Annotated in this window: 17 protein-coding genes, 1 other RNA gene and 1 riboswitch; of the genes, 1 reads left to right on the forward strand and 17 read right to left on the reverse strand. The window is 44.4% G+C overall.

Annotated elements, in window-relative coordinates; genetic code table 11:
- Positions 1-39 precede the first annotated feature (39 nt).
- From M72_RS05205 to flgM, 17 genes are all read right to left on the reverse strand, one after another.
- On the reverse strand, positions 40-1,383 hold the full coding sequence (locus M72_RS05205) for a CCA tRNA nucleotidyltransferase (protein WP_055067446.1): 1,344 nt from the start codon (positions 1,381-1,383) through the stop codon (positions 40-42).
- Entirely contained in the window at positions 1,380-4,691 is a 3,312-nt protein-coding gene (locus tag M72_RS05210; protein ID WP_055067447.1) for a tetratricopeptide repeat-containing diguanylate cyclase, read from the reverse strand. Before M72_RS05210 ends, M72_RS05205 begins: the two co-directional genes overlap by 4 nt.
- 42 nt (positions 4,692-4,733) lie before the next feature.
- Positions 4,734-6,173, reverse strand: coding sequence for a proline--tRNA ligase (gene proS, locus M72_RS05215; protein ID WP_022045251.1), 1,440 nt, complete (start codon positions 6,171-6,173; stop codon positions 4,734-4,736).
- Between the two features lie 200 nt (positions 6,174-6,373).
- Positions 6,374-7,138, reverse strand: a complete 765-nt coding sequence (locus tag M72_RS05220) for an RluA family pseudouridine synthase (RefSeq protein ID WP_055067448.1) — start codon at positions 7,136-7,138, stop codon at positions 6,374-6,376.
- A 104-nt stretch (positions 7,139-7,242) separates the two neighbouring features.
- Positions 7,243-7,977: a pyruvate formate-lyase-activating protein gene (pflA, locus tag M72_RS05225; RefSeq protein ID WP_022045249.1), complete on the reverse strand. Its 735-nt coding sequence runs from the start codon at positions 7,975-7,977 to the stop codon at positions 7,243-7,245.
- A gap of 197 nt (positions 7,978-8,174) precedes the next feature.
- Positions 8,175-10,427: a formate C-acetyltransferase gene (gene pflB / locus M72_RS05230; RefSeq protein WP_055067449.1), complete on the reverse strand. Its 2,253-nt coding sequence runs from the start codon at positions 10,425-10,427 to the stop codon at positions 8,175-8,177.
- A gap of 161 nt (positions 10,428-10,588) precedes the next feature.
- Positions 10,589-10,671: riboswitch (ZMP/ZTP riboswitch) on the reverse strand.
- A gap of 60 nt (positions 10,672-10,731) precedes the next feature.
- On the reverse strand, positions 10,732-11,172 hold the full coding sequence (flgN, locus tag M72_RS05235; RefSeq protein WP_022045247.1) for a flagellar export chaperone FlgN: 441 nt from the start codon (positions 11,170-11,172) through the stop codon (positions 10,732-10,734).
- Positions 11,173-11,189: 17 nt separating this feature from the next.
- Positions 11,190-11,597: a flagellar export chaperone FliS gene (fliS, locus tag M72_RS05240; protein WP_022045246.1), complete on the reverse strand. Its 408-nt coding sequence runs from the start codon at positions 11,595-11,597 to the stop codon at positions 11,190-11,192.
- Between the two features lie 64 nt (positions 11,598-11,661).
- Positions 11,662-13,215 (reverse strand): flagellar filament capping protein FliD, encoded by a 1,554-nt coding sequence (fliD, locus tag M72_RS05245; RefSeq protein WP_055067450.1) that lies wholly within the window; start codon positions 13,213-13,215, stop codon positions 11,662-11,664.
- An 18-nt stretch (positions 13,216-13,233) separates the two neighbouring features.
- Positions 13,234-13,647, reverse strand: a complete 414-nt coding sequence (locus M72_RS05250) for a flagellar protein FlaG (RefSeq protein WP_022045244.1) — start codon at positions 13,645-13,647, stop codon at positions 13,234-13,236.
- Between the two features lie 132 nt (positions 13,648-13,779).
- Positions 13,780-13,998 carry a carbon storage regulator CsrA gene (gene csrA, locus M72_RS05255; protein WP_022045243.1) on the reverse strand — a complete coding sequence of 73 codons (219 nt, stop codon included), beginning with the start codon at positions 13,996-13,998 and terminating at the stop codon, positions 13,780-13,782.
- Positions 13,999-14,001: 3 nt separating this feature from the next.
- On the reverse strand, positions 14,002-14,466 hold the full coding sequence (gene fliW, locus M72_RS05260; RefSeq protein ID WP_055067451.1) for a flagellar assembly protein FliW: 465 nt from the start codon (positions 14,464-14,466) through the stop codon (positions 14,002-14,004).
- A 25-nt stretch (positions 14,467-14,491) separates the two neighbouring features.
- Positions 14,492-16,063 carry a flagellar hook-associated protein FlgL gene (gene flgL / locus M72_RS05265; protein ID WP_055067452.1) on the reverse strand — a complete coding sequence of 524 codons (1,572 nt, stop codon included), beginning with the start codon at positions 16,061-16,063 and terminating at the stop codon, positions 14,492-14,494.
- 55 nt (positions 16,064-16,118) lie between these two features.
- Positions 16,119-17,990 carry a flagellar hook-associated protein FlgK gene (flgK, locus tag M72_RS05270; protein WP_055067453.1) on the reverse strand — a complete coding sequence of 624 codons (1,872 nt, stop codon included), beginning with the start codon at positions 17,988-17,990 and terminating at the stop codon, positions 16,119-16,121.
- Between the two features lie 18 nt (positions 17,991-18,008).
- Positions 18,009-19,718 (reverse strand): flagellar hook-associated protein FlgK, encoded by a 1,710-nt coding sequence (locus M72_RS05275; RefSeq protein WP_055067454.1) that lies wholly within the window; start codon positions 19,716-19,718, stop codon positions 18,009-18,011.
- A gap of 14 nt (positions 19,719-19,732) precedes the next feature.
- Positions 19,733-20,245: a flagellar protein FlgN gene (locus tag M72_RS05280; protein WP_022045238.1), complete on the reverse strand. Its 513-nt coding sequence runs from the start codon at positions 20,243-20,245 to the stop codon at positions 19,733-19,735.
- Positions 20,246-20,275: 30 nt separating this feature from the next.
- The gene (flgM, locus tag M72_RS05285; RefSeq protein ID WP_022045237.1) at positions 20,276-20,548 is read right to left on the reverse strand and encodes a flagellar biosynthesis anti-sigma factor FlgM; all 273 of its coding nucleotides are present in this window, start codon (positions 20,546-20,548) and stop codon (positions 20,276-20,278) included.
- A 170-nt stretch (positions 20,549-20,718) separates the two neighbouring features.
- On the opposite strand from flgM, the gene ffs reads away from it, so the two are divergent.
- Positions 20,719-20,980: signal recognition particle sRNA large type (gene ffs / locus M72_RS16280), an RNA gene on the forward strand.
- Positions 20,981-21,094: the final 114 nt, after the last annotated feature.

Genomic DNA, 21,094 nt, shown 5'->3' on the forward strand with positions numbered 1-21,094 from the left:
ACTTGAATCTATTTTCATCATATGGAAAGGGTGTCTTATTTATTCCTGTTTTGTCTGTTGCAATTGCAAAGCAAGTGCAAGCAGCGTCTCTTTATTATTCAGTTGCGGTTCATCAAGAACCTGTTCATACAGCGCCTGCAACACTTCTCCCATTTCTTTGCCCGTTTTCATTCCCTGTACAATCAGATCCCTGCCGTTTATGGCAAGATCCTTTTTCTGCACACACTGGTGTTCTTTTAATATCTCACGATAAGTTTCTTCGTAGGCATCAATATAGGAAAGCTTTTTCTGCCGCTCATACATGCTCTGCGCCAGTGTATCTGCACGCTTTACCGCAAACAGAGCCTCCATATTTTCCACTCCGATCCTGCTGATCGCACGGCGCACATTGCGCGGTGTCACGGCCGGACGGTCATCATGATAGCGCACGAGCAGGCATACGCGTTTTATTGTTTCGTTGTCAAACTTCAATCGCCGCAAAATAACCCGTGCCATTTCCGCACCTTCCGCCGGATGTCCTTTAAAATGATTCTGCCCTTTTTCATCTGTCGTTACACACACCGGTTTGGCCACATCATGAAGCAGCATGGTCAGGCGCAGAATCCGGTCCTGTGGGACTTCCTGCATGGCATGAAGGGTATGTTCCCCCACACTGTAACAATGATGTTTCGTAATCTGCGGGGTTTCCATCATCCTGTCAAACTCCGGGAGAAATACTCTGGAAAGTCCCAACTCATATACCGTACGCATCTCCTCCGGATGTGCAGAGGTGAGCAATTTCACCATTTCGGTCTGGATTCTCTCCGCACTGACTTTCTGTAAATTGTCTGCCAGATCTGCCACAGCCTGTCTGGTTTTCTCCTCAATGGAAAATCCAAGCTGTGCGGCAAAACGCACGGCGCGCAGCATACGCAGCGCATCCTCTCCAAACCGGTCATGCGGTATCCCCACACAACGGATCACGTGCCGTTTGAGATCCCCAATCCCGTCAAATGCATCCACCAGTCCTGCGGTATCATTATATGCCATGGCATTGATCGTAAAATCCCGGCGTTTTAAATCCTCTACCAGATTTCCCGTAAAAGTCACTGTCTTCGGATGTCTGGCATCTTCATATTCCCCATCGATCCGGTAAGTTGTCACTTCATACCCCGTATGATCCAGCATAACCGTAACGGTTCCATGTGCAATGCCCGTATCAACCGTATGGGAAAACAGCGATTTCACCACCTGCGGTTTCGCGGAAGTTGTAATGTCCCAGTCCTGTGGGCTGCGTCCTAAAAGTGTATCTCTGACACATCCACCCACGGCATAGGCATCATACCCCTCCTGCTGAAGTCTGTGTATAATTTGCTTTACGTGTTCTGGTAATTGAATTTTCATAAAAATGCGTAGTGTCCTTTTTCCCCTGTTTTGACTTTATATAAAATCTCATCTGCGCTGCGGATTAATTCATTAATATCTTCCTCTTTTCTCACATCCCCTGCGCTTGCAATTCCGATGGAACAGGTAATCCGCGATTTTTCGGTCGTCGTGATCGCATGGCCGAGATAATTTTCAATCTGCCGCTGGAATCCCTGCGTGGAATTGATTTTCTCATAGATTCCTTTTGCGATCTGTTCAAGGATTTCCCGGGCATCGGTATTTAAGATCATAATAAATTCATCCCCGCCATATCTGGCAACAAATCCTCTTCCCTTTACCGCCTTGCGGAAAATCTTTGCCATTTCCTTTAAGATCAGATCTCCGACATCATGCCCGAACGTATCATTATAATGCTTGAAATTGTCCAGATCAATAAACATCAGCCCGACATGATGTGTCTTTTCCGACACACGGTAACACTCAATCATCTGCTGGATCTCTTCGTACATACCGGCACGGTTATAAATACCGGTAAGCATGTCCGTAACCGCAGCCTCCTGCAGCTTGCGGTTCATCATATAAATCTTGTCGTTTGCCTCCATGCGATTGATCGAATACTCCATCTCCCGAAAAAGCAGGGAATAGATTCTCAGGTCATCCTCATTCAGCATGTAGCGTTCGATCGAACCATGCCAGTTATCCTTCATGCGGACATATGTGATCAGAAGGCTGGTCAGCTTTCCGTTTTTGAGAAACGGTGCTGCCACAAACGAACATACATCATCTATTCCGAAATAACCGATCGTATCCTGATGTTCCAGAAAACTGTCGCTGATCTTTGATACCGCAAACCCCTGTGGATATTCCAGCATGGTATTTCCGATCGCCGCAATGTCCGCTTCCGTCATCTCACATTTGGTATCGTTATAAAGTACATGGGCACCATCTTCATGGTAACAGATATACAATGCACAATCCAGGCTGAAATGATTCATAAACGTATTGAACGCATTCTGTACCATACCCTCTACGTTGCTTCCGTTCACATCAATCAGTTTCTGCCATGTGGAAATAAACTCCATCTGTCTCCGGGACGTTGCATAATCCTGTAAAAGGCCTTCCTGTTTGATCAGGGCTTCAATTTCTTCCTCCCGCACGGCACACGTTTGCGGATGCTCTCCCAGATCAATTTCCTTCAGGAGATTCATGGGAAGCAGCCGTGCCGCCTGGGAATTAATCTCCTCATGCTGCAAAAGCGTTGCGCGTTCCATCTGGCAGCGCTCACTGCGCCCCATTTCCTCAAACAGCTTCATTCTCTCTTTCCGGAATAAACGATAACTGAAAAACTCATTTCCCTCTGCCTGAAGCAGGAAACGCTCTGCCTGTTCAAAACTGACCAGTACCTCTTCCTTCTTTCCATCCATGCGGTTAAGCATTGCCATGGAAAATGTGTATAGAAACATATCCTCATCACACTTGGCATAGTCATGGATGATTTCCTCGTTTTCATTTTCTTTTTCTTTCTCAATAATATAATTCAGGAACTGCCGGCAGTTAAGCAAGTAACGTTCACAGTTAAACCGGTCTTTCTGCATGATGCTCACAAGTGCTAAAAGACCATATAATTTTGACAGATTACATACACGCAGACTGTTAAGATGCAGTTTTTCTATTACCTTCATCGCCATCAGCAGATCATGTTCCGCCTTCGCATAGTTCTCCTGCATAATATAATTCAGTGCACGGTTGTAAAACACTTCCGCAATATCCTCCGGAAGACGCAAATGGTAAAACACCTCAATGGCACGGTTATAATAATGCTCCGCAAGCCGGTTTTTTCCCATGGCACTCAGATTATATCCGATGCCGGACAGAATTCTGCCCTCATAAACATCATCCCTTGATTTCATGAACTGGTATGTACGCACGGAATACAGCATGGCAATCTCATTCATACCATTCGTTGATGCAAGCATAATGTTTTTCTGATATGCATCATATACCAGCTGCTCATTTCCAATCTCTTTTGCCAGTGCCACCCCTTTACTGAAATATAAAAGAGATGCCTCGGAACGGTAGGCCCTTGCAACCATCTCCGGCCGATTATCATATGCATAAATATAAATATGTGCCAGATGATTCCGGTAATTGTTCTGCATCAGCTTTTCAATCAGCCCTTCATGAATCGGGATATCCTGTATACAGAAAAAAATATTGTACCAGCCGGACATACGCGCCATAACAGACAAGAGTTCCGCCTTGAATATCTGTTTCTCATTCCCACTTTTTTGTGCTTCCTCCCGGGCATACTGTGCATACATTTCGGCCTGTTGCAGTTTGCCCTGATACATCAGGCACGTTCCCTTTAAAAAGGAACATTCACTGCGGTAAAACAGATCTTTGCAAACGGATGGCAGACGCATTGCTGAATCAACCATCTCCAGTGCCTTAGAAAGCTCTGCACGCAAAATAGCGGTACGGGTATACAATAGATAAAATTCCCGCAGGGTTATATCATCCACAAAAATATCTTCAAATTTAAGTTTATATTCAAGTTTCTGCAAGTACCATTTTGCCTGGTCACAATCCAAAAACGTAATGATTGTCTCTACCTTTGCAAGCATGTGGCTGTAATTTTTCTCTTCTGCCACATCCTCCGCATTCTCCCGGTTTCTGTGTTTCCCGGAACTTCCAATATGATAAATCTGGCTGCTGTCTTCAAGTTTTTCCACGATTGCATCCCACATGTTGACGGCCATATCCAGCCGCGGCTGCATTTCGTTTACTCCAAGCACAATCCCGATTTCCGTACACGGTTCTGTCAGCAGCCGGTAAATAAGTTCCATGGAACTGCGTCCTGCCAGCTGGAAACGGTTAATTACAATCATAATCGGCCGGTATTCCGTGAGTTTTTTCAGCATGGCAACGATGGCTTCTGTCATGCGCCGCTGCTCATATTCCACTTCATTTAACAGCACCCCTTCTTCCCTTTTGCAGATACCATCTTCATAGTACCCTAAAAACAAAGACCGGTGCAGTTCATAAGTTCCGCATTCGCGCAAAAAAGCTTCAAAATCTCCCTTTACAAATTTGCGGAACATGTCACAGATAATGTCCAGAAAAGGCGCATATGCCCCGGACAATGTCTCATATTGCAGTTCACAACAGGCAAAAAAAACGTTATCGTCTTCCTGATAACGTTTTTTATTCTCCAGCCCGGACACAGAAAAGTCATTGTTATAGCTTGCCATAACAATGTTCTTTTCTGCGGTTCCGATTCTGTGATATACCTGTTCTATAACACCATTAAAGTACTTTTCAATCATGGCTCCAACCCCCTATTTGAAATCCATAATCCCGGCTGATTTTTAATATGCCTTGCCCCAATATACCAGCTTATGTGCCGGTTTTCCACAGCATACACAAACATCTGAAATCTGTTCCTGATCATTAAACGGCATACAGCGTGAGGTTACTGCCAGATCTTCTTTGATCTTGTCCTCACATGCCTGATCTCCGCACCACATACCACGGATGAATCCCGGTTTATTTTCTGCAATATCCTTAAATTCTTCGTAATTATGTGCATCCCAGATATGTGCATCACGATGTGCCTTTGCACGCGCAAACATATCTTTCTGAACGGTCTCTAACAGTTCCGGAATCTTTGTCTCGATCTCATCCAGGGAAACCTCAATTTTCTCTCTGGTATCTCTGCGGACAACCACACATTTATTTGCCGCAATATCTTTCGGTCCCAGTTCCACACGAAGCGGAATTCCACGCATCTCCTGCTCAGAGAATTTCCATCCCGGACTCTTATCGGAATCGTCCAGTTTTGCACGGCAGACTTTTCCCAGACGCTCACGCACTTCGTTTGCCTTATCCAATACGCCATCCTTCTGCATCTGGATCGGGATAACCATTACCTGTGTCGGTGCTACCTTAGGTGGCAGAACCAGACCATCATTGTCGCCGTGAACCATGATGATGGCTCCGATCAGACGTGTTGTCATTCCCCACGAAGTCTGGTGTACATACTGTAATTTATTCTGTTTATCGGTATACTGGATACCAAATGCCTTTGCAAATCCATCTCCGAAGTTGTGACTGGTTCCAGACTGCAGGGCTTTTCCATCATGCATCAGTGCCTCGATGGTATAGGTGTCTTCCGCACCGGCAAATTTTTCTTTTTCTGTCTTCTGTCCGCGGACAACCGGCATGGCAAGGAACTCTTCACAGAAATCTGCATACAGATTCAGCATCTGGATGGTACGTGCCTGTGCCTCCTCTGCGGTTGCATGCGCCGTATGCCCCTCCTGCCACAGGAATTCTCTGGAACGCAGAAACGGACGGGTTTCCTTTTCCCAGCGTACTACGGAACACCACTGGTTGTACACCTTTGGCAGATCACGGTAAGACTGGATCAGATTTTTATAAAAATCGCAGAACAGTGTCTCAGAAGTAGGTCTGACGCACAGACGCTCCGGCAGCTGATTGAGTCCGCCGTAAGTCACCCATGCGACTTCCGGTGCAAATCCTTCCACATGATCCTTCTCTTTTTCCAGAAGGCTCTCCGGAATAAACATCGGCATATATACATTCTCTACGCCTGTTTCTTTGAATCTGCGGTCTAATTCATGCTGTATATTTTCCCAGATAGCATACCCATCGGGCTTGATGATCATGCAGCCCTTTACTGCGGAGTAATCAATCAGCTCTGCTTTCTTTACGACGTCGGTATACCATTGTGCAAAATCTTCCTCCATGGAAGTAATGGCTTCAACAAGTTTCTTCTCTTTCGCCATGTCTTTCTCCTTTTCTGCGACCACTGTGCGGTCATTTTTTACGTTATACTCGTGTAAGAGTTTTCTTTTCTGCCCGCAAAATGCGCAGAAAAGCTCGAATATATAATATGACGAACACAGCCGATTGTCAAGATTTGCGTGAAGTGAAACCGCTCGATAACGGCTAAATGGGTTACTGTTCACTCAGCACCTGAATACCATTAACATTCTGTTTCGAAATTTCTCGGACTGATTTCATAGGTCATCTCTTTGCCACTGACCGGATGAACAAAATCGATATGATAACTGCACAGTGCCGGGGTTCCTCTTTCAGCCTTTCCATATTTGTGATCTCCGCAGATCGGAGTTCCAAGATGTGCAAGCTGTACACGGATCTGATGATGGCGGCCGGTATGTAAAGTAATATCCAGCAATGCAGATCCTTCTCCCTGCCTGATCACCTGATAATCAAGTACCGCTTCCTGTATCTTATTTTGTGACGTTGCTGTATGCCGTGGTTTCTGCAATTGCAACCGCTTCCCGTCTGCCGGATGCCTGATGTCTTCCCGTTCGTTCTCCCTCTGCTTCTGTTCTATTACACAGGATTTATTTTCTTTCGGTTCAAATTGTATCCAGTCCTGCAGTGTTCCTGTCTTTTCATGCCCCGTAGCCTGTTCAAAAGTTTTTCCTTCCGGCAGCCGGACTTTTGCATAATATTTTTTTCCAAAGGAATGGTCTTTTACCTGTGCCGACAATTTTGCTGCCGCCTGTTTTGTTTTTGCAAACACCATCACGCCTTCCACTGGCTGGTCCAGCCGATGGACTACACCGATAAACGGCTGTCCGGTTCCTTCCTGCGCTACGTGATTTAAAAGTATGCTCACCATGTCTTTCTGCCCCAGTTTTTTGGTCTGCGTTGCAATGCCTGCCGGTTTGTAGCAGATGATCAGCTGTGCATCTTCATATAAAATTTCTGGTTGTATCATGATTTGTTTTTCCTTATGTTTTCTTTATCTTTATGTCCCGCCCATCTATACTGTTGGGACATATACATTTTTTCCTTGCTTCTATGTCCCTCCTGTTCATACAATCAGGATTTATAACCGGGAATAATGATTTCCCGTGCATGTTCCACCTGCTCTTTGGTCGGCGGCTCCACATCTTCCAGTGCATAAGGAATCCCAAGTTCTTTCCATTTAAATACCCCCAGCGTGTGATATGGCAAAATTTCCACACGTTCCACGGTTTTTAACGTATCAATAAATGCACGGAGCCTGTGTAACTGCCCATCATCATCGGTAATGCCCGGCACAAGTACGTGCCGAATCCACATCGCTTTACCGTGATCCGACAGACAGGTTGCCATATCCAGAATATTTTTATTCGTCTGGCCTGTCAGTTGTTTATGCTCGTCCTCATCCATTTCCTTTATGTCGAGCATAAACAGATCCGTCACTTCCATCAGTTTTTCAAACTTAGAATAGAATGGTTTCTCACGGGTAAACGGGTTGCCCGCTGTATCCAGACAGGTATTGACACCTTTTTCCTTGGCAAGCGTAAACAATTCTGTGACAAAATCAATCTGCAACAGTGCTTCTCCGCCACTTACGGTAATACCGCCCTTTTTGCCCCAGTATCTTTTATACCGCAGCGCCTGTTGCAAAATTTCTTCTGCGCTTTTCATTTCCCCCTCAGTTTTTGCCCAGGTATCGGGATTATGGCAGTATTTGCAGCGCATATTGCAGCCCTTCAAAAAAATCAGATAACGCACGCCCGGTCCGTCTGCGGAACCGAATGTCTCGATTGAATGTATATTTCCTAGCATTGTTTTACCTCGTTTTTAACCAAACCAATAAAAGCATCGAATTATCATTTCATTAGTATGTGCAAATTATATCATAAAAACAGGGCTAATACACAAATATTCATTCATGTATTAACCCTGATTTCTTATTCATTTCAACGGATATGATCTACGAATTACTCCGTTGCTTCGCAACTCTCGTGACCCCTTAGATCCTATTACATATGATCGTGGCAGGTACGTGCGATAACGTCCATCTGCTGCTCTTTGGTCAGATCAATGAACTTCACAGCGTAACCGGATACACGGATGGTGAAGTTTGCGTACTCTTCTTTCTCCGGATGCTCCATAGCGTCGATAAGCTTCTCCTTGCCAAACACGTTAACATTGAGGTGATGCGCACCCTGGTCAAAATATCCGTCCATAACGTTTACAAGGTTCTCAATACGCTCGCCTTCTTCATTTCCAAGTGCACCAGGGTTGATGGTCTGGGTATTGGAAATTCCGTCAAGTGCCCACTCATACGGGATCTTTGTCAGAGAGTTCAGGGAAGCAAGAAGTCCGCTCTTCTCTGCGCCGTAGCTTGGGTTAGCTCCCGGTGAAAGTGGCTCGCCAGCCTTACGTCCGTCTGGCATTGCTCCTGTAGCTTTACCATATACAACGTTGGAAGTAATGGTAAGGATAGAAGTTGTAGGCTCAGAATCACGGTAAGTGTGATGCTTCTTTAACTTATCCATGAATGTCTGTAACAGCCATACTCCGATATCATCGGCACGGTCATCATCGTTACCGTATCTTGGGAAGTCTCCCTCGATCTCGAAGTCTTTTGCAATTCCGTTCTCGTCACGGATAACTTTAACCTTTGCGTACTTAATTGCAGAAAGAGAATCGATTACGTGTGAAAATCCTGCAATACCGGTTGCGAACGTTCTCTTCAGATCAGTATCCATCAGAGAAAGTTCTGCTGCTTCATAGTAATATTTGTCATGCATATACTGGATCAGGTTTAAGGTATTTACATAAATATCTACTAACCAGTCCATCATCTTGTCGTACTTCTCCATAACTTCATCGTAATCAAGGTACTCAGATGTGATCGGCTTGTAATCCGGTCCGACCTGCTGGCCTGTCTTCTCATCCACACCACCGTTGATTGCGTAGAGGAGACACTTTGCAAGGTTTGCACGGGCACCGAAGAACTGCATCTCCTTACCTGTCTGTGTAGCAGATACACAGCAGCAGATGGCATAATCATCGCCCCATACCGGTTTCATAGCGTCATCGTTCTCGTACTGGATGGAACTTGTATCAATAGAGATACGTGCCGCATAATCCTTGAATGCTTCCGGAAGTCTGGAAGAATATAATACGGTAAGGTTTGGCTCCGGAGCCGGTCCCATGTTCTCTAAGGTGTGCAGGAAACGGAAGTCGGACTTTGTAACCATGGAACGTCCGTCTACGCCTGTACCCGCAACGTCAAGTGTTGCCCAGACCGGATCACCTGAGAACAGCTGGTTGTAAGAAGGAATACGTGCGAATTTTACCATGCGAAGCTTCATGGTAAAGTGGTCAACCAATTCCTGTACTTCCTGCTCTGTGATGATGCCTTTCTTTAAGTCTCTCTCGAAGTAGATATCAAGGAAGGTGGAAACACGACCAACGGACATTGCTGCACCGTTCTGTGTCTTGATTGCTGCAAGGTATCCGAAGTATAACCACTGTACGGCTTCCTTTGCGTTTGTTGCAGGTCTGGAAATATCGTATCCGTAGATCTCTGCAAGCTTCTTCATATCCTCTAAACACTTGATCTGCTCGGCGATCTCTTCTCTTAAACGGATCACATTGTCTGTCATCTCACCACAGCCACAGTTTGCCTTATCTTTCTTCTTCTCCTCGATGAGGTGGTCGATACCGTATAAAGCAACACGGCGGTAATCACCAACAATACGTCCGCGTCCGTATGTATCCGGCAGACCTGTTAAGATCTTATTGTGACGTACTTTCATCATCTCCGGTGTGTAAGCATCGAATACGGCTGTGTTGTGTGTCTTGTGATACTTGGTAAAGATCTCCTTTAATTGGTCACTTACCTGATATCCATATGTCTCACATGCCTGAACAGCCATCTTGATTCCACCGTAAGGCATGAATGCACGCTTTAACGGCTTGTCTGTCTGTAAACCTACAATTGTCTCTAAATCCTTTAAAGATTCATCAATATATCCCGGACCATAAGCTGTAATACCGGTTACAACCTCGGTCTCCATATCGAGGACTCCGCCCTTTGCGCGCTCTTGCTTCTGCAGTTTCTGCAGTGCTCCCCAAAGCTTATTGGTAGCCTCTGTAGGTTCTGCAAGGAAATCCTCGTTACCATCATATGGTGTGTAGTTATCCTGAATGAACTGGCGGACATTAATCTCTTCTTTCCAAAGACGTCCTTCGAATCCATCCCACTCTTTCATTTCTAACATGGTGATCCTCCTTCTCTTATTGGTTAGTATTCTCTAATCATTGATAGATTACACTAACGTTCATCATTTTGTCAATACCCACGCATGTCTTTATTTTCATACAATATATTTACCAAAAACCGGAAAATATAAATGAACGCAAAAAACCGCCTGGGTTTTTTATCTTTTGCCCAGACGGTACGGCTCATGCCTTTGTTATACTTCACGTGGTGCTCCACATTATCCGTCAGTCATATAACAAGGTCATTATAAGTCATATGATATTTTTTATCAAGTAGTACTTTTGTCCCATTTTATGAAATAACTACCATTCTTTCATACTGTTATAGTATCCGGTAATCGCACGGCTGTTTTTCCGCACCGCCTTTGCCTGTCTGTGAATTGTGGCAAACTTTTCACGCATCAGTTCTTTGTTGCGGGCTTCCTGCGCCTGAATCTTGACACTTTTGTCCGTTACCCGGCGAATGCACTGCTGCATGTCACGAATTTCCTTTGCATAATCTTCACGGTTCTGATCCAGTTCTTCTGCCACCTGTGCATAGAGCTTCTCAAAACCACTGTCCAGCTGGTTCAGCTGATCAATACACGCACTTTTTGCCTCCACGGTTTCATCAAACACATCAAACGGGCATTCCGGATCCGTCAGGGTATCTTTCTGCCGGTCATCCAGGCGGATAATTTCATCCAGAACCTGTTCCTTTTTTTTCAGGCTCTGCAGCATAATTGCAATATATGTATCTGGCATACTGTCTCCTGCCGGCATTACGCTACCGGTTCCTTTGTCTTGATATTGTTTCCGTTTGCGGTCTTTGCCATAACTTCTTTCCATGTATCCCGCATGGTACGGAGATGACCAAGCACTTCCTCTAAGATATCCTTGTCCTTTTTCATGTTGGCCTCTAACAATCTCTGTAACAGATAGGTATAGACCGCATCAAAATCTTTGGCAACTGCATATTTGTGGTCGAGAGTTATCTGAAACTCCCGAATGATATTCTCTGCCTTTCGGATATTGTTATGCGCCTTTTCAATATCGCCCTTTTCAATCGCTACAATCGCAATGTTTGTAAATTTAATAGCTCCCTCATAGAGTAACAGCGTCAGTTCTGCCGGTGTTGCCGTCTGGATCTTACTGTTGTTATACGCTGCATATGGATTTTTCTGAATCATCCTGATTCCCCCTATTATTTCCTGTATATTTTATTTTGCAAAAGATTGCCCTGCATGATACTGATTAACTGCTGAACATACCTGAAAGAGAACTTGTCTGGCTGTTTAACTTGGAAAGCGCAGTCTCCATCTTGGAAAATTTCTTGTAATAATAATCTTCCTTGTCGGAAATCTTTGTCTCCCACTCTGCAATGGTCTTCGTATAGCTTGTATACTGGGAAGTCATCTCCTTATCATTGTAAATGCTGTATCTGCTTCGCAGGGAATTACTCTGCATCTGCTTGTCGATTGCCGTATACAGATTGGTCGACAACTGCTTCATGAAATCAATCACGGTATCCGGATCACTGCTTAATGCAGCCATCAGCTTATCTTTATTTCCTGATGTATTTTCATCATCCTCATCACCGTCAATATGATAAGCATTCTGCTCATTCTCTGCCGCATTCATATAACCAAGTGTACTGATTCCAAAACTGGAAAGCGAAAAATTCTTTCCATTGATGGAAATTGCCTTGGTCATGGAAGTCGTCATGGCATTCATAATCGTGCTCAGATTGGAATCACGGCGAAGCAGGGAGTCCTTGATCTTTGTCTCCCACTTTTCTACTTCCGAATCAGACATCTGCGACTTCTCATCATCTGTCAATGGCTCGTAATTCTTTGCAGAATCTGCGTTATACAGTTTCGTCATCTTGTTGATGATGTTGTTGTAACTGGTCAGGAAGTCTTTAATCTTGTCATAAATTCCCTGTGTATCGGTCGTTGTGGAAATAGAAACTGCCTTGCTGTCATCTAAGGCATCGACATCGACCTTTTCAAGATCATCGACTTTGTCTGTCACTCCATTGACGGAAATGGATAATCCATTGATAGAAAAATTATTCGTTGTACTGGTATATTTTACGCCATTTAAAACAATAACCGCATCGCTTCCGTCAATCTTCTTTGCCGTCTTGCCCAGACCCAGTGCGTTTAATAATGTTGTAGAATTTGTATCGCTGCTGTCCGCAGTAATATTAAAATCCGTTGCATATCCTGAATCTGAAGAACTCAGATAAAAGCGTCTGTTTCCGGCATCAAAATTTGCATTCAGTCCCGCATCCTTCAGCTGGTTTACAACGTCACTGATTGTGCTGTCTTTTCCTACTTTGATCTGTTTTGTGGTTCCGGATGCAGAATTATTTGCCGGTCCCACATTAAAGGTAATTTCATCTGCTGTAACACCCAGATCCGAAAGCTTTGTAGACGTAGTAACTTTCTCGTTGGCTGCTGTCTTAATCTCAGCCCCCGTCAGATAACCGGACTGTGCAGTAGAAAGCACATGCAGTTTCTGTGTTCCGACAGTCGCATTTCCGCTCGCACTGACGGTTGCCTTCGTGCTGTCGGACGATGTTGTCTTTTTGGTATTGTATCCGCTGTCAAACCGCAGATTACCAACACTCTTATAAAAACTGTTTACTTCTTTATTCAGACTTTTCCAGATCTCCTGCTTCCAGCCAAGTTTTGTCTGCTCTTTTTCGTATTTTTCCTTTTTGGTACTGTATGCAGAAACGAGTTCTTTTACGATAGAATCGGTATCCAGTCCGGACACCATACCTGTCATTCTGATTGGCATAATTTTCCCTCCCCTTTTTTATCTTTTTTCATCCACCATAAGGCCTGCAAGTTCCCACACTTTTGCAATCATATCCAGTGTTTTCTCCGGTGGGATCTCTTTGAGTACTTTTTTGGTATCTTTATCAATAATTTTTATGGTCACACGATTGGTTGCCTCATGAATGCCGAATATTGCTTCCGAGTTGACCGCCTTTTTATTCACTTCATCCACGGCTTTTTTGATCTGCGCATTTGTATTCCGCTGATCTGCTCCCTGGGAAGTGTTTACGTTCTCCTCACCAGCCTGCTTTATATTCTCCGATACGATGCCCTTTTCAGGTGCATCGGTCTCTGCAGCTTTTACCGCAGAATCTGTTTTGGGCTGGCTTTCTGCAGATGACACGCTTCCCTGATACGTCATTCCTGCACCTTTAATAGCCTCCATTGCCATGATGATTACCTCCTGTCTCCATCATCCGCCGCCGGTTATGCCGGCTGCATAGCCAATCTATTACTGTCATTCTATAAATAATTATCGGAGCGTGTCAGTAAAAACTTAACACCCTCCGATTGTTTTTCCGATTTATCCAAGAATTCCTTTTAATGCTTCGATACCATCAAGGCTGATTGCCTCCTGGTTTTCTTTCTGAATCTGAAGATACACTTCCTTACGGTATACCGGAACATCTTTCGGTGCCGTAATTCCAAGTTTGATCTGGTCTCCCCGGATTTCAAGTACGGTGATCTCGATATTGTTGTTGATTACAAGGGCCTCCCCCTTTTTTCTTGTCAATGCCAGCATATCTTATTCACCCGCCTTTTCTTTCTTTGCCTTAAGCACATCATATACTTTGTATTTTACCGGATAATCATCCTCCACAATCATCTGTACCCCTTTGCGGTTGTCCATATTGATCACAACCGGTGCTTTCAGGTTTACGGAAAAATCTTCTATATTTTTCGGAACCGTTACCGTCACAAGAATATATGTGTTTTCCGGTGTCAGCTTTCCGAGTGGTGCAATCATTTCCTCACTTACATTCGGGTTGTAATCTTCCTTGACGATATGCGGCATCATAACCGGAAATGCAATGTCTGGATCATCCATCGACTGCAGCCACATAATGGAATTGTATTTTTTTTCTTTCTCTTCATCATAAATCAGTGCAAAATGATTGAGATCCGGAAAACCGATCATACCTTTCTCTAACGTGATGATTTTATCATCTTCTATTTCAATTTGTCCAAAAATACGTGAATCAGCCTTCATGGTCTTTCTCCTTCGCTCCGCGTTTTTATAAATAGTTCAGTAATGTCTGGCTTCCAACTTTCGATGCAGCCGTCAGACTGGACGTATATGCATTGTAAGCAGCATAGTAATCAATGATAATATCCGAAATGTCACGGTTATCATTGTTAGACTTCAATTCTTCTACCGTCTCTTTCTGGTTTTCCACACGGGTCTTTGTCAGCTCCACGCGCTGCTGCAATCCACCCACATTGGTATGTGCCACATTTACTTTATTCAGGTATCCGTCAAAATTCGAGATAAACTGCTGGTAGGTTTTTGACAGATTATCGTCTGCATAGGTAGCTTCTTTATTGGCAGCATCCAGATAGGTCTGAAGTTTCTTCTGGCTCTCCTCATCCGAATACTTATCCATCGACATCATCTTTTCAATTCGTGAAACTTTGTCATGTGCCTGTGTGGAAGCAGAAACAAGCGTCATCATCTCTGTCATGTCCCGTCCAATGTCAGTGCTTAAAACATCGCTTGCCTGTGTATTTGCCGCGAGCATGATTCCACTGGAAATTTCGAAATTGATCGGCTGATCTTCCTTGGTATACTGTACCGCCTCCTGCATATCCGGAGTCTTCATCTTACAGTCATAGTAATATTCCGGACGAACCTCTCCTGCATCAAATCCAGTTTTGGTGTACGTGATGCTAAGATCCGCCTTTTCCCTCTTTAATGTATTGGACAAATCTTTTCCGAGAATCATTTCACCGGTATCTTTGATAAATACCATGTCCGTGTCTTCGACTTTGGCTTCCCCGTTGTTCGCCTTAAGCCACTCCTCCTTGGATTCGTACATGGTAAACTTGCCGGTTTCTGCCCCATTTTCATCTACAAATTTTCCCTGTGCAAGGTCTAATTCCACTTTCTTTCCTGCAGCTGTCGTATAACTCATACTGGAAATCGGATCAATTGCTCCCGTTCCATCCGAATTATCTTTTCCGTTAATCTTTCCATACGCCAGACGCAGCCGGTCGTAGGTATTTTCCCCGATGGAAATCGTTTCATCAAAACTGTTTGTGGCATCCGTCGGTACATCTACGCTTCCGTATGTGTAGCGTGCCTCGGAAATATCTTTATAGGATAATTTCTGATCAATCGTGTAGGATGTAGTTTCTTCATCCGTCTTAAATGTCAGCTGCTCGGTCGTGCGATATCCGGTAAATACCGTTCTGCCGGAAAAATCTGCATTTCCCTCTGCATAAATCTGATCACTTAAAGATTTCAGCTGATTCAGAATCGTTCTGCGGTCATCTTCTTTTAAGGTATCCGTTGCCCCTTTGACACATAATGAGCGGACATCCGTCAGGATTGTTTTCATATTTTCCAGCGCCGTATCCGTCACATTCAGCCAGGAATTGGCATCCGAAATGTTATTGTTCAGATACTGGTCAATATGGGACAGACTGGTCTGCATACGCAGGGAACGAATCGCAATGACCGGATCATCCGACGGTTTATTGATCTTCTTCTGCGTTGTCATCTGGGTATTATATTTATCCACAAGCACCTTATTTGCATTGATATTGCTCTTTGTGTTGCTTGTGATCATATTATTGGTAACTCTCATAGGATCTCCCTCCTAAGTTTTATACTGTCAGCTCACACGGTTTCGTCCACAGGCATCATACCACCCCGGTCTCATTGATCAGTTTGTCATACATCTCTGACATCACGGAAATCACCTTAGATGCCAGATTGTATGCATTCTGGAATTTGATCAGGTTCATCGCTTCCTCGTCTTCATCCACACCGGATACCGAGGTACGCTGTGTCGCAATCGCGGTAGACAGGTTCGAATAATTATTGGAACTTGTTGTTGTCTTGTTCACGTCAACCGTCACATCTGAAATCAGTGTTTCGAGAAACGTCTCCGCAGAATCCCCGCGGAACATCCGCACATCCTTCTGCAGCTTCAACAGATCCTCAACGGTATCGTATTTCGCCTCCCCCTGTGTAATCTGGGTTGACGTTGCAAAGTAGTTGGGATCCTTTAATGATTTGCTGTTTACTGCAAGGGTTGTCGCTGTAAACTGATAATAGCTGTCCCCGTCGGATGACAGTTCAATATCCGTCGTCCATCCGTCTTTCTTTGCCGCCTGTACTTTCGCATCCCACGCATCTGCACCAAACGTGTTTCCGGTTGGGGAAATTCCCACAAAAAAGGCTCCCATTTTATCGCCATCTAATGTAACACCCTGTTTTTCAATATCATTGAATGCCTGGGTAAAATTACGCAGGAACTCATTGATCTGATTCTGATAATATGGAATTCCCATTGCATCCATGGAAGAACCGGTTGTCAGATAATTGCTCTGCCCGTCTCCCTTGACACGGTCAACTTCTGCCTGATCTGCCATCTGGGATTCCGGGGCAAGCTTAAATGTTACACTGTTCACCCCGTTTTCACCGACTTTTGCAGTCCATCCATCATAGTAATAAAACTTATTATTTACCATAATCCGGCCTTTATTCGCCAGTGAAAGTTCATTCACTTTTGTATCCGGAATCTTTATCGTAATAGAAGACAGATCTGCATCCGAGACCGTTCCCTTCATATTTTCATTGTTATTTCCGTCACGGATCATAAACAATGCCTTGAGGCTTCCGTTGGCACTGGCACCTTTGGCATTAAATTCCATTCCGGTATCTTCCCAGGTAATGGCATACATGCCCTCGGCATCCATCTGATTGTTCAGATACTTTGAAGAGGTGCATTTTAATGTCCGGTAATCGTTTCCGTCTACAAGTGTCTGTCCGTTGATATATACGCGGTAATTGGTTCCTCCTAAGTTTTGTCCGTTGGAGTTTGTCACCTCGAATTCTTTCGTCTCTACATCTGCAATCCCTGAAAGCTCATCAATCAGATTCGCGCGTTGGTCGCGCAGCTCATTTGCATGCCCTCCGCGTACTTCAATATTATTAATCTGCTTGTTGAGCACCGAAATTTTCTCTGCAATGGAATTGATATTATCCACAGAAGCCTTGATCTCTTCGTTGGTATCCTCCTGAATCTCCGTCAGGCTCTTGGACAAAGCATTAAAATAAGTGCAAAGGCTCTGTGCCTGATGAATAAACTGATTGCGGACGGCTTTCACTTCCCCCTGTGTCTTTAAGGTATCCAGATCCTTAAACATCTGGGAAAAAATACTGGAAAATCCTTTCTGCGATTGCTCATCATCCCGGAAGATTGTCTGGACCTGATCCACATAATACAGTTTCTGTTCGAAAAATCCCCGGCTTGAATTACTCTGCCAGTATTTTTCATCATAATAGAGATTTCGCTCCTGCGTCACGGAAGTCACTTCCACACCGGTTCCGACACTGCCGTATCTGGTATATACACGGATCGGATCGGTTGCGGACAGATTTGCCGTCTGTCTGGTATATCCTTTGGTCTGCACATTTGCAACGTTGTTTGCCGCTGTATTCACTGAGGTCTGAAATGCCGACAACGCACTTGCCCCGATATTCAATCCAAAAAATTGTGATGGCATAACTACGCCTCCTTATCTCTATTTCAATCCTGTCACGATCAGTTCTGTCATCTGACTGATTACCGTCATAAAACGGCTGGACGCATTATATGCAGACTGGAATTTGATCATGTGTGTCAGTTCCTCATCGGAGGAAACGCCCATCGTCTGCTGTCTCTGGTTGTCGATGGAAGACAGTGCCCCCGTCAGTGTCTCACTTGCCGACTGGAAAGTGCTTCCATCATTTCCGATCTGCCCGATCAGCTTGTTATAATAGCCTTCAAACGTACACGGCTTTTTGTCGTACGGATTCAGTGTCATTTCCTTGTCGTTCCAAAGGCTCATCAGTTTTTCACCCAATGGATAATCCGTACCGTTCTGATTCTTGTACGGCATCAGTGTGATCTGCTTGCGCAACTCTTTATTGATGCTGATATTGTTCAGGGAATACAGCGTCGTGGGATCATTTTCGTCCTCTTCGTTGTATACATAGTAGGTATTCCCATCATCTCCTGTCACCTTGGTATAACGATCCATTCCCACACGGGTAAACAATTCCCTCGGTGGCAGCTGTCCGTCTTCCCCGACCGCACAGTTTGCGGCATCCAGAACTTTCTTTCCCTTTAATGATACCTGATTCCCATCGGCATCGGTATAGGTGACATCCGTATCTACTGTCTTATTCGGACAGTATGCATCGTTGATTTTTGTCACAATATTGTGAAGCAGTGCAGAAACCTGTGCTTCTGTCTCCATCATGGTACAACCGGAAATACGGTCATACGCCTCTTCGCTTTCCAGATCCTGATACGTTCCGTATCCGTCCCCACGGGCAAGAAGTTTGGCTTTAATACTTCCCACATCGGTATTTAAATCCGTGGAAATCACTTCGTTCTTTTTAAATACGCGGACATACTGCTGCTTGTCCACATCAGAAAGCTGCGTCCAGTACGGTGTGTAAAATCCGGTTTCTTTGTCTTCCTGCAGTCCGATGTTATAGCACTTATTGTCATCGATAAACGGTGTGCTTTCAAAATCTACATACGTAAATCCCGTCGCATCTTCCTTAATGGAGACACTTCCGTATCCGCCCAGCTCATCCAGCAGATTGTCACGCTCATCTCGCAGGGTCATTGCAGTTTCCTGTCCGCCAGCTTCTACTTTCTGAATCTGCAGGTTCAGTTCATAGATACGGTTTCCGATCTTGTTTACACGGTCAACATCATCTTTAATTTGTTCATTGATATTGGATTGGTACGATTTCATGTCATCATACAATGACTTCGTACGGCTCAGCAGAAGATCCGCTTTTTCAAGTACCAGATTCTGTTGTGTGGAATTATCCATATTAGGCTCCAGTTCCTGAAATGCCTGATGCAGATCACTGACACTCTGTTTGAACTGTTCTCCGTTTAATTCCTGAAACAGATCCTGCACATAATCCGTGATTTCATAAAAAGAAGTATAAAATCCCTTGCGTCCATTCTCCTGCCGATAAGATTTGTCTAAGAAAATATCCCTTGCATGAACCACATCCCCAATGGATACACCCAGCCCATACTGCTGCATGTTCACATTTTTATTCGGGTCCTTTAATTTATTATAATTTTTATCTGCAAAACGAACCTGCTGACGGACATATCCTGTTGTATTCACATTTGCAAGGTTGTTTGCCGTTGTATTCAGTGCATACTGGGCATTCTGAAGTCCAGACGCCCCAATATATAAGCTTCCGAATCCGTTTCCCATTCTTTTGTTCCTCCTTAACTCATTGCGTCAAATCCGCTGCTGCCCAGCAAGCTTCCTGTATTGCAGGCAGTTTTGTCATAATTGGCGGTCTCAGGGGCCTGCCGCAAACTCTTGAACAACGTAAGGTCGAATTCGTTTAACTCTATGGCCTGTTTAATCAGAGCCACGTTCTGATCATTCAGATGATTCATCCGATCTGCTGCCGCAAGCAGACGGTCTCTCGCTTCGGTCAGTTTTTTCTGTACATCCGGCTGCGACTCCAGCAAAGTGATCAGTCTGGTAACTGTCATCTTTTCTTCTGTACGTCCGAGTACATTGGCAATATCCTTTAAGAGCTGTACCTGCTGGTTGCTGTGTGTCACCAGATCATCACTTGCCAGCTGTTCCAGACATGTCAGTTTTTCCAGTTCCGGAACATCTGCCCGAATCAGGATGTCTGTCTTTTTTTCTCCATAAGAAATCAATGTCTGGTAAATCTTTTCTTCTTCTTCCAGTACTGTTACAAGCTCTTCTACTAAACTAGCCACTTCAAAAACCTCTCTCGTCTGCCTTTCTCATCAGGCATTATACTTTTCAAGTAATTTGCTGGCAAAATCGCCAGGCTCAACGGAATATGTTCCCGCATCAATCATTGATTTGAGCTGGCTTACCTTATCTTCCCTGATATCCGAAGCTTCTGATACTGCACTTTTTGCGACCTGATAATCACGTCCGGCCTGTGAAATGGACACCTGATCTCTCGGACCTGCTGCATTCTGCGCCTTCTGTGTCTTTAAATTCTTTTGTATACCGTATAACTGTGCTACCTGGTTATATGCATCTATACGCATGCTCAGCATCTCCTTTCTTCCTTGAAATAAGCTTCCGAAATGCATCTGTTCTTGCATCTCTATACATTGTTTATCGGTTCGTTTGGCAGATACTTTAGCTTTTTTTTAAATTTACAGATGCGGGCAGTTTTGCTTGACAAGAGCCTCTGATATGAATTATACTTAAATCTCCGAGTAGCCGGGGTGGTAGCGGTACCTTGTACCAACAATCCGCTATAGTTGGGGTGATATCCCGCAGAGGGTCAGGGCGGTGGAGCTGCCCTTCGCAAGTGGCGTTGACGTCTGGGTCTTGCGCAATGGGAATTCGTGAACCGGGTCAGGGTAGGAATACAGCAGCCCTAAGCGAAAGCTCTCATGTGACGTGAGGGTGCCTGGGGGGAGTTAACTGCAAAGGTAACGTCTATTGTTTCTGATTCGAAGCGGGATACTCGGTTCTTGTTGTATTTTGTTTTTCAAGAATATAACCTACGCACTTGTTTTGCGCATAGCGCAATTCTCATAACAAGTGCTCCTTTATTCTGTTTTTAAGAATACAACCTGCACATT

Origin of the sequence: Roseburia faecis (assembly GCF_001406815.1) — a bacterium.
Lineage (GTDB): Bacteria > Bacillota > Clostridia > Lachnospirales > Lachnospiraceae > Roseburia > Roseburia faecis.

What these genes read in the sequence shown, in the direction of transcription:
- flgM (WP_022045237.1), bottom strand. Translation starts at nt 20,548, where the DNA reads ATGCGTATAGATGCATATAACCAGGTAGCACAGTTATACGGTATACAA.
- M72_RS05210 (WP_055067447.1), bottom strand. Translation starts at nt 4,691, where the DNA reads ATGATTGAAAAGTACTTTAATGGTGTTATAGAACAGGTATATCACAGA.
- fliW (WP_055067451.1), bottom strand. Translation starts at nt 14,466, where the DNA reads ATGAAGGCTGATTCACGTATTTTTGGACAAATTGAAATAGAAGATGAT.
- flgN (WP_022045247.1), bottom strand. Translation starts at nt 11,172, where the DNA reads ATGCCAGATACATATATTGCAATTATGCTGCAGAGCCTGAAAAAAAAG.
- M72_RS05275 (WP_055067454.1), bottom strand. Translation starts at nt 19,718, where the DNA reads ATGGGAAACGGATTCGGAAGCTTATATATTGGGGCGTCTGGACTTCAG.
- flgL (WP_055067452.1), bottom strand. Translation starts at nt 16,063, where the DNA reads ATGAGAGTTACCAATAATATGATCACAAGCAACACAAAGAGCAATATC.
- fliS (WP_022045246.1), bottom strand. Translation starts at nt 11,597, where the DNA reads ATGATTCAGAAAAATCCATATGCAGCGTATAACAACAGTAAGATCCAG.
- fliD (WP_055067450.1), bottom strand. Translation starts at nt 13,215, where the DNA reads ATGCCAATCAGAATGACAGGTATGGTGTCCGGACTGGATACCGATTCT.
- proS (WP_022045251.1), bottom strand. Translation starts at nt 6,173, where the DNA reads ATGGCGAAAGAGAAGAAACTTGTTGAAGCCATTACTTCCATGGAGGAA.
- pflB (WP_055067449.1), bottom strand. Translation starts at nt 10,427, where the DNA reads ATGTTAGAAATGAAAGAGTGGGATGGATTCGAAGGACGTCTTTGGAAA.
- M72_RS05220 (WP_055067448.1), bottom strand. Translation starts at nt 7,138, where the DNA reads ATGATACAACCAGAAATTTTATATGAAGATGCACAGCTGATCATCTGC.
- flgK (WP_055067453.1), bottom strand. Translation starts at nt 17,990, where the DNA reads ATGCCATCACAATTTTTTGGATTGAATATCGGGGCAAGTGCGTTGTCG.
- csrA (WP_022045243.1), bottom strand. Translation starts at nt 13,998, where the DNA reads ATGCTGGCATTGACAAGAAAAAAGGGGGAGGCCCTTGTAATCAACAAC.
- M72_RS05205 (WP_055067446.1), bottom strand. Translation starts at nt 1,383, where the DNA reads ATGAAAATTCAATTACCAGAACACGTAAAGCAAATTATACACAGACTT.
- pflA (WP_022045249.1), bottom strand. Translation starts at nt 7,977, where the DNA reads ATGCTAGGAAATATACATTCAATCGAGACATTCGGTTCCGCAGACGGA.
- M72_RS05250 (WP_022045244.1), bottom strand. Translation starts at nt 13,647, where the DNA reads ATGGCAATGGAGGCTATTAAAGGTGCAGGAATGACGTATCAGGGAAGC.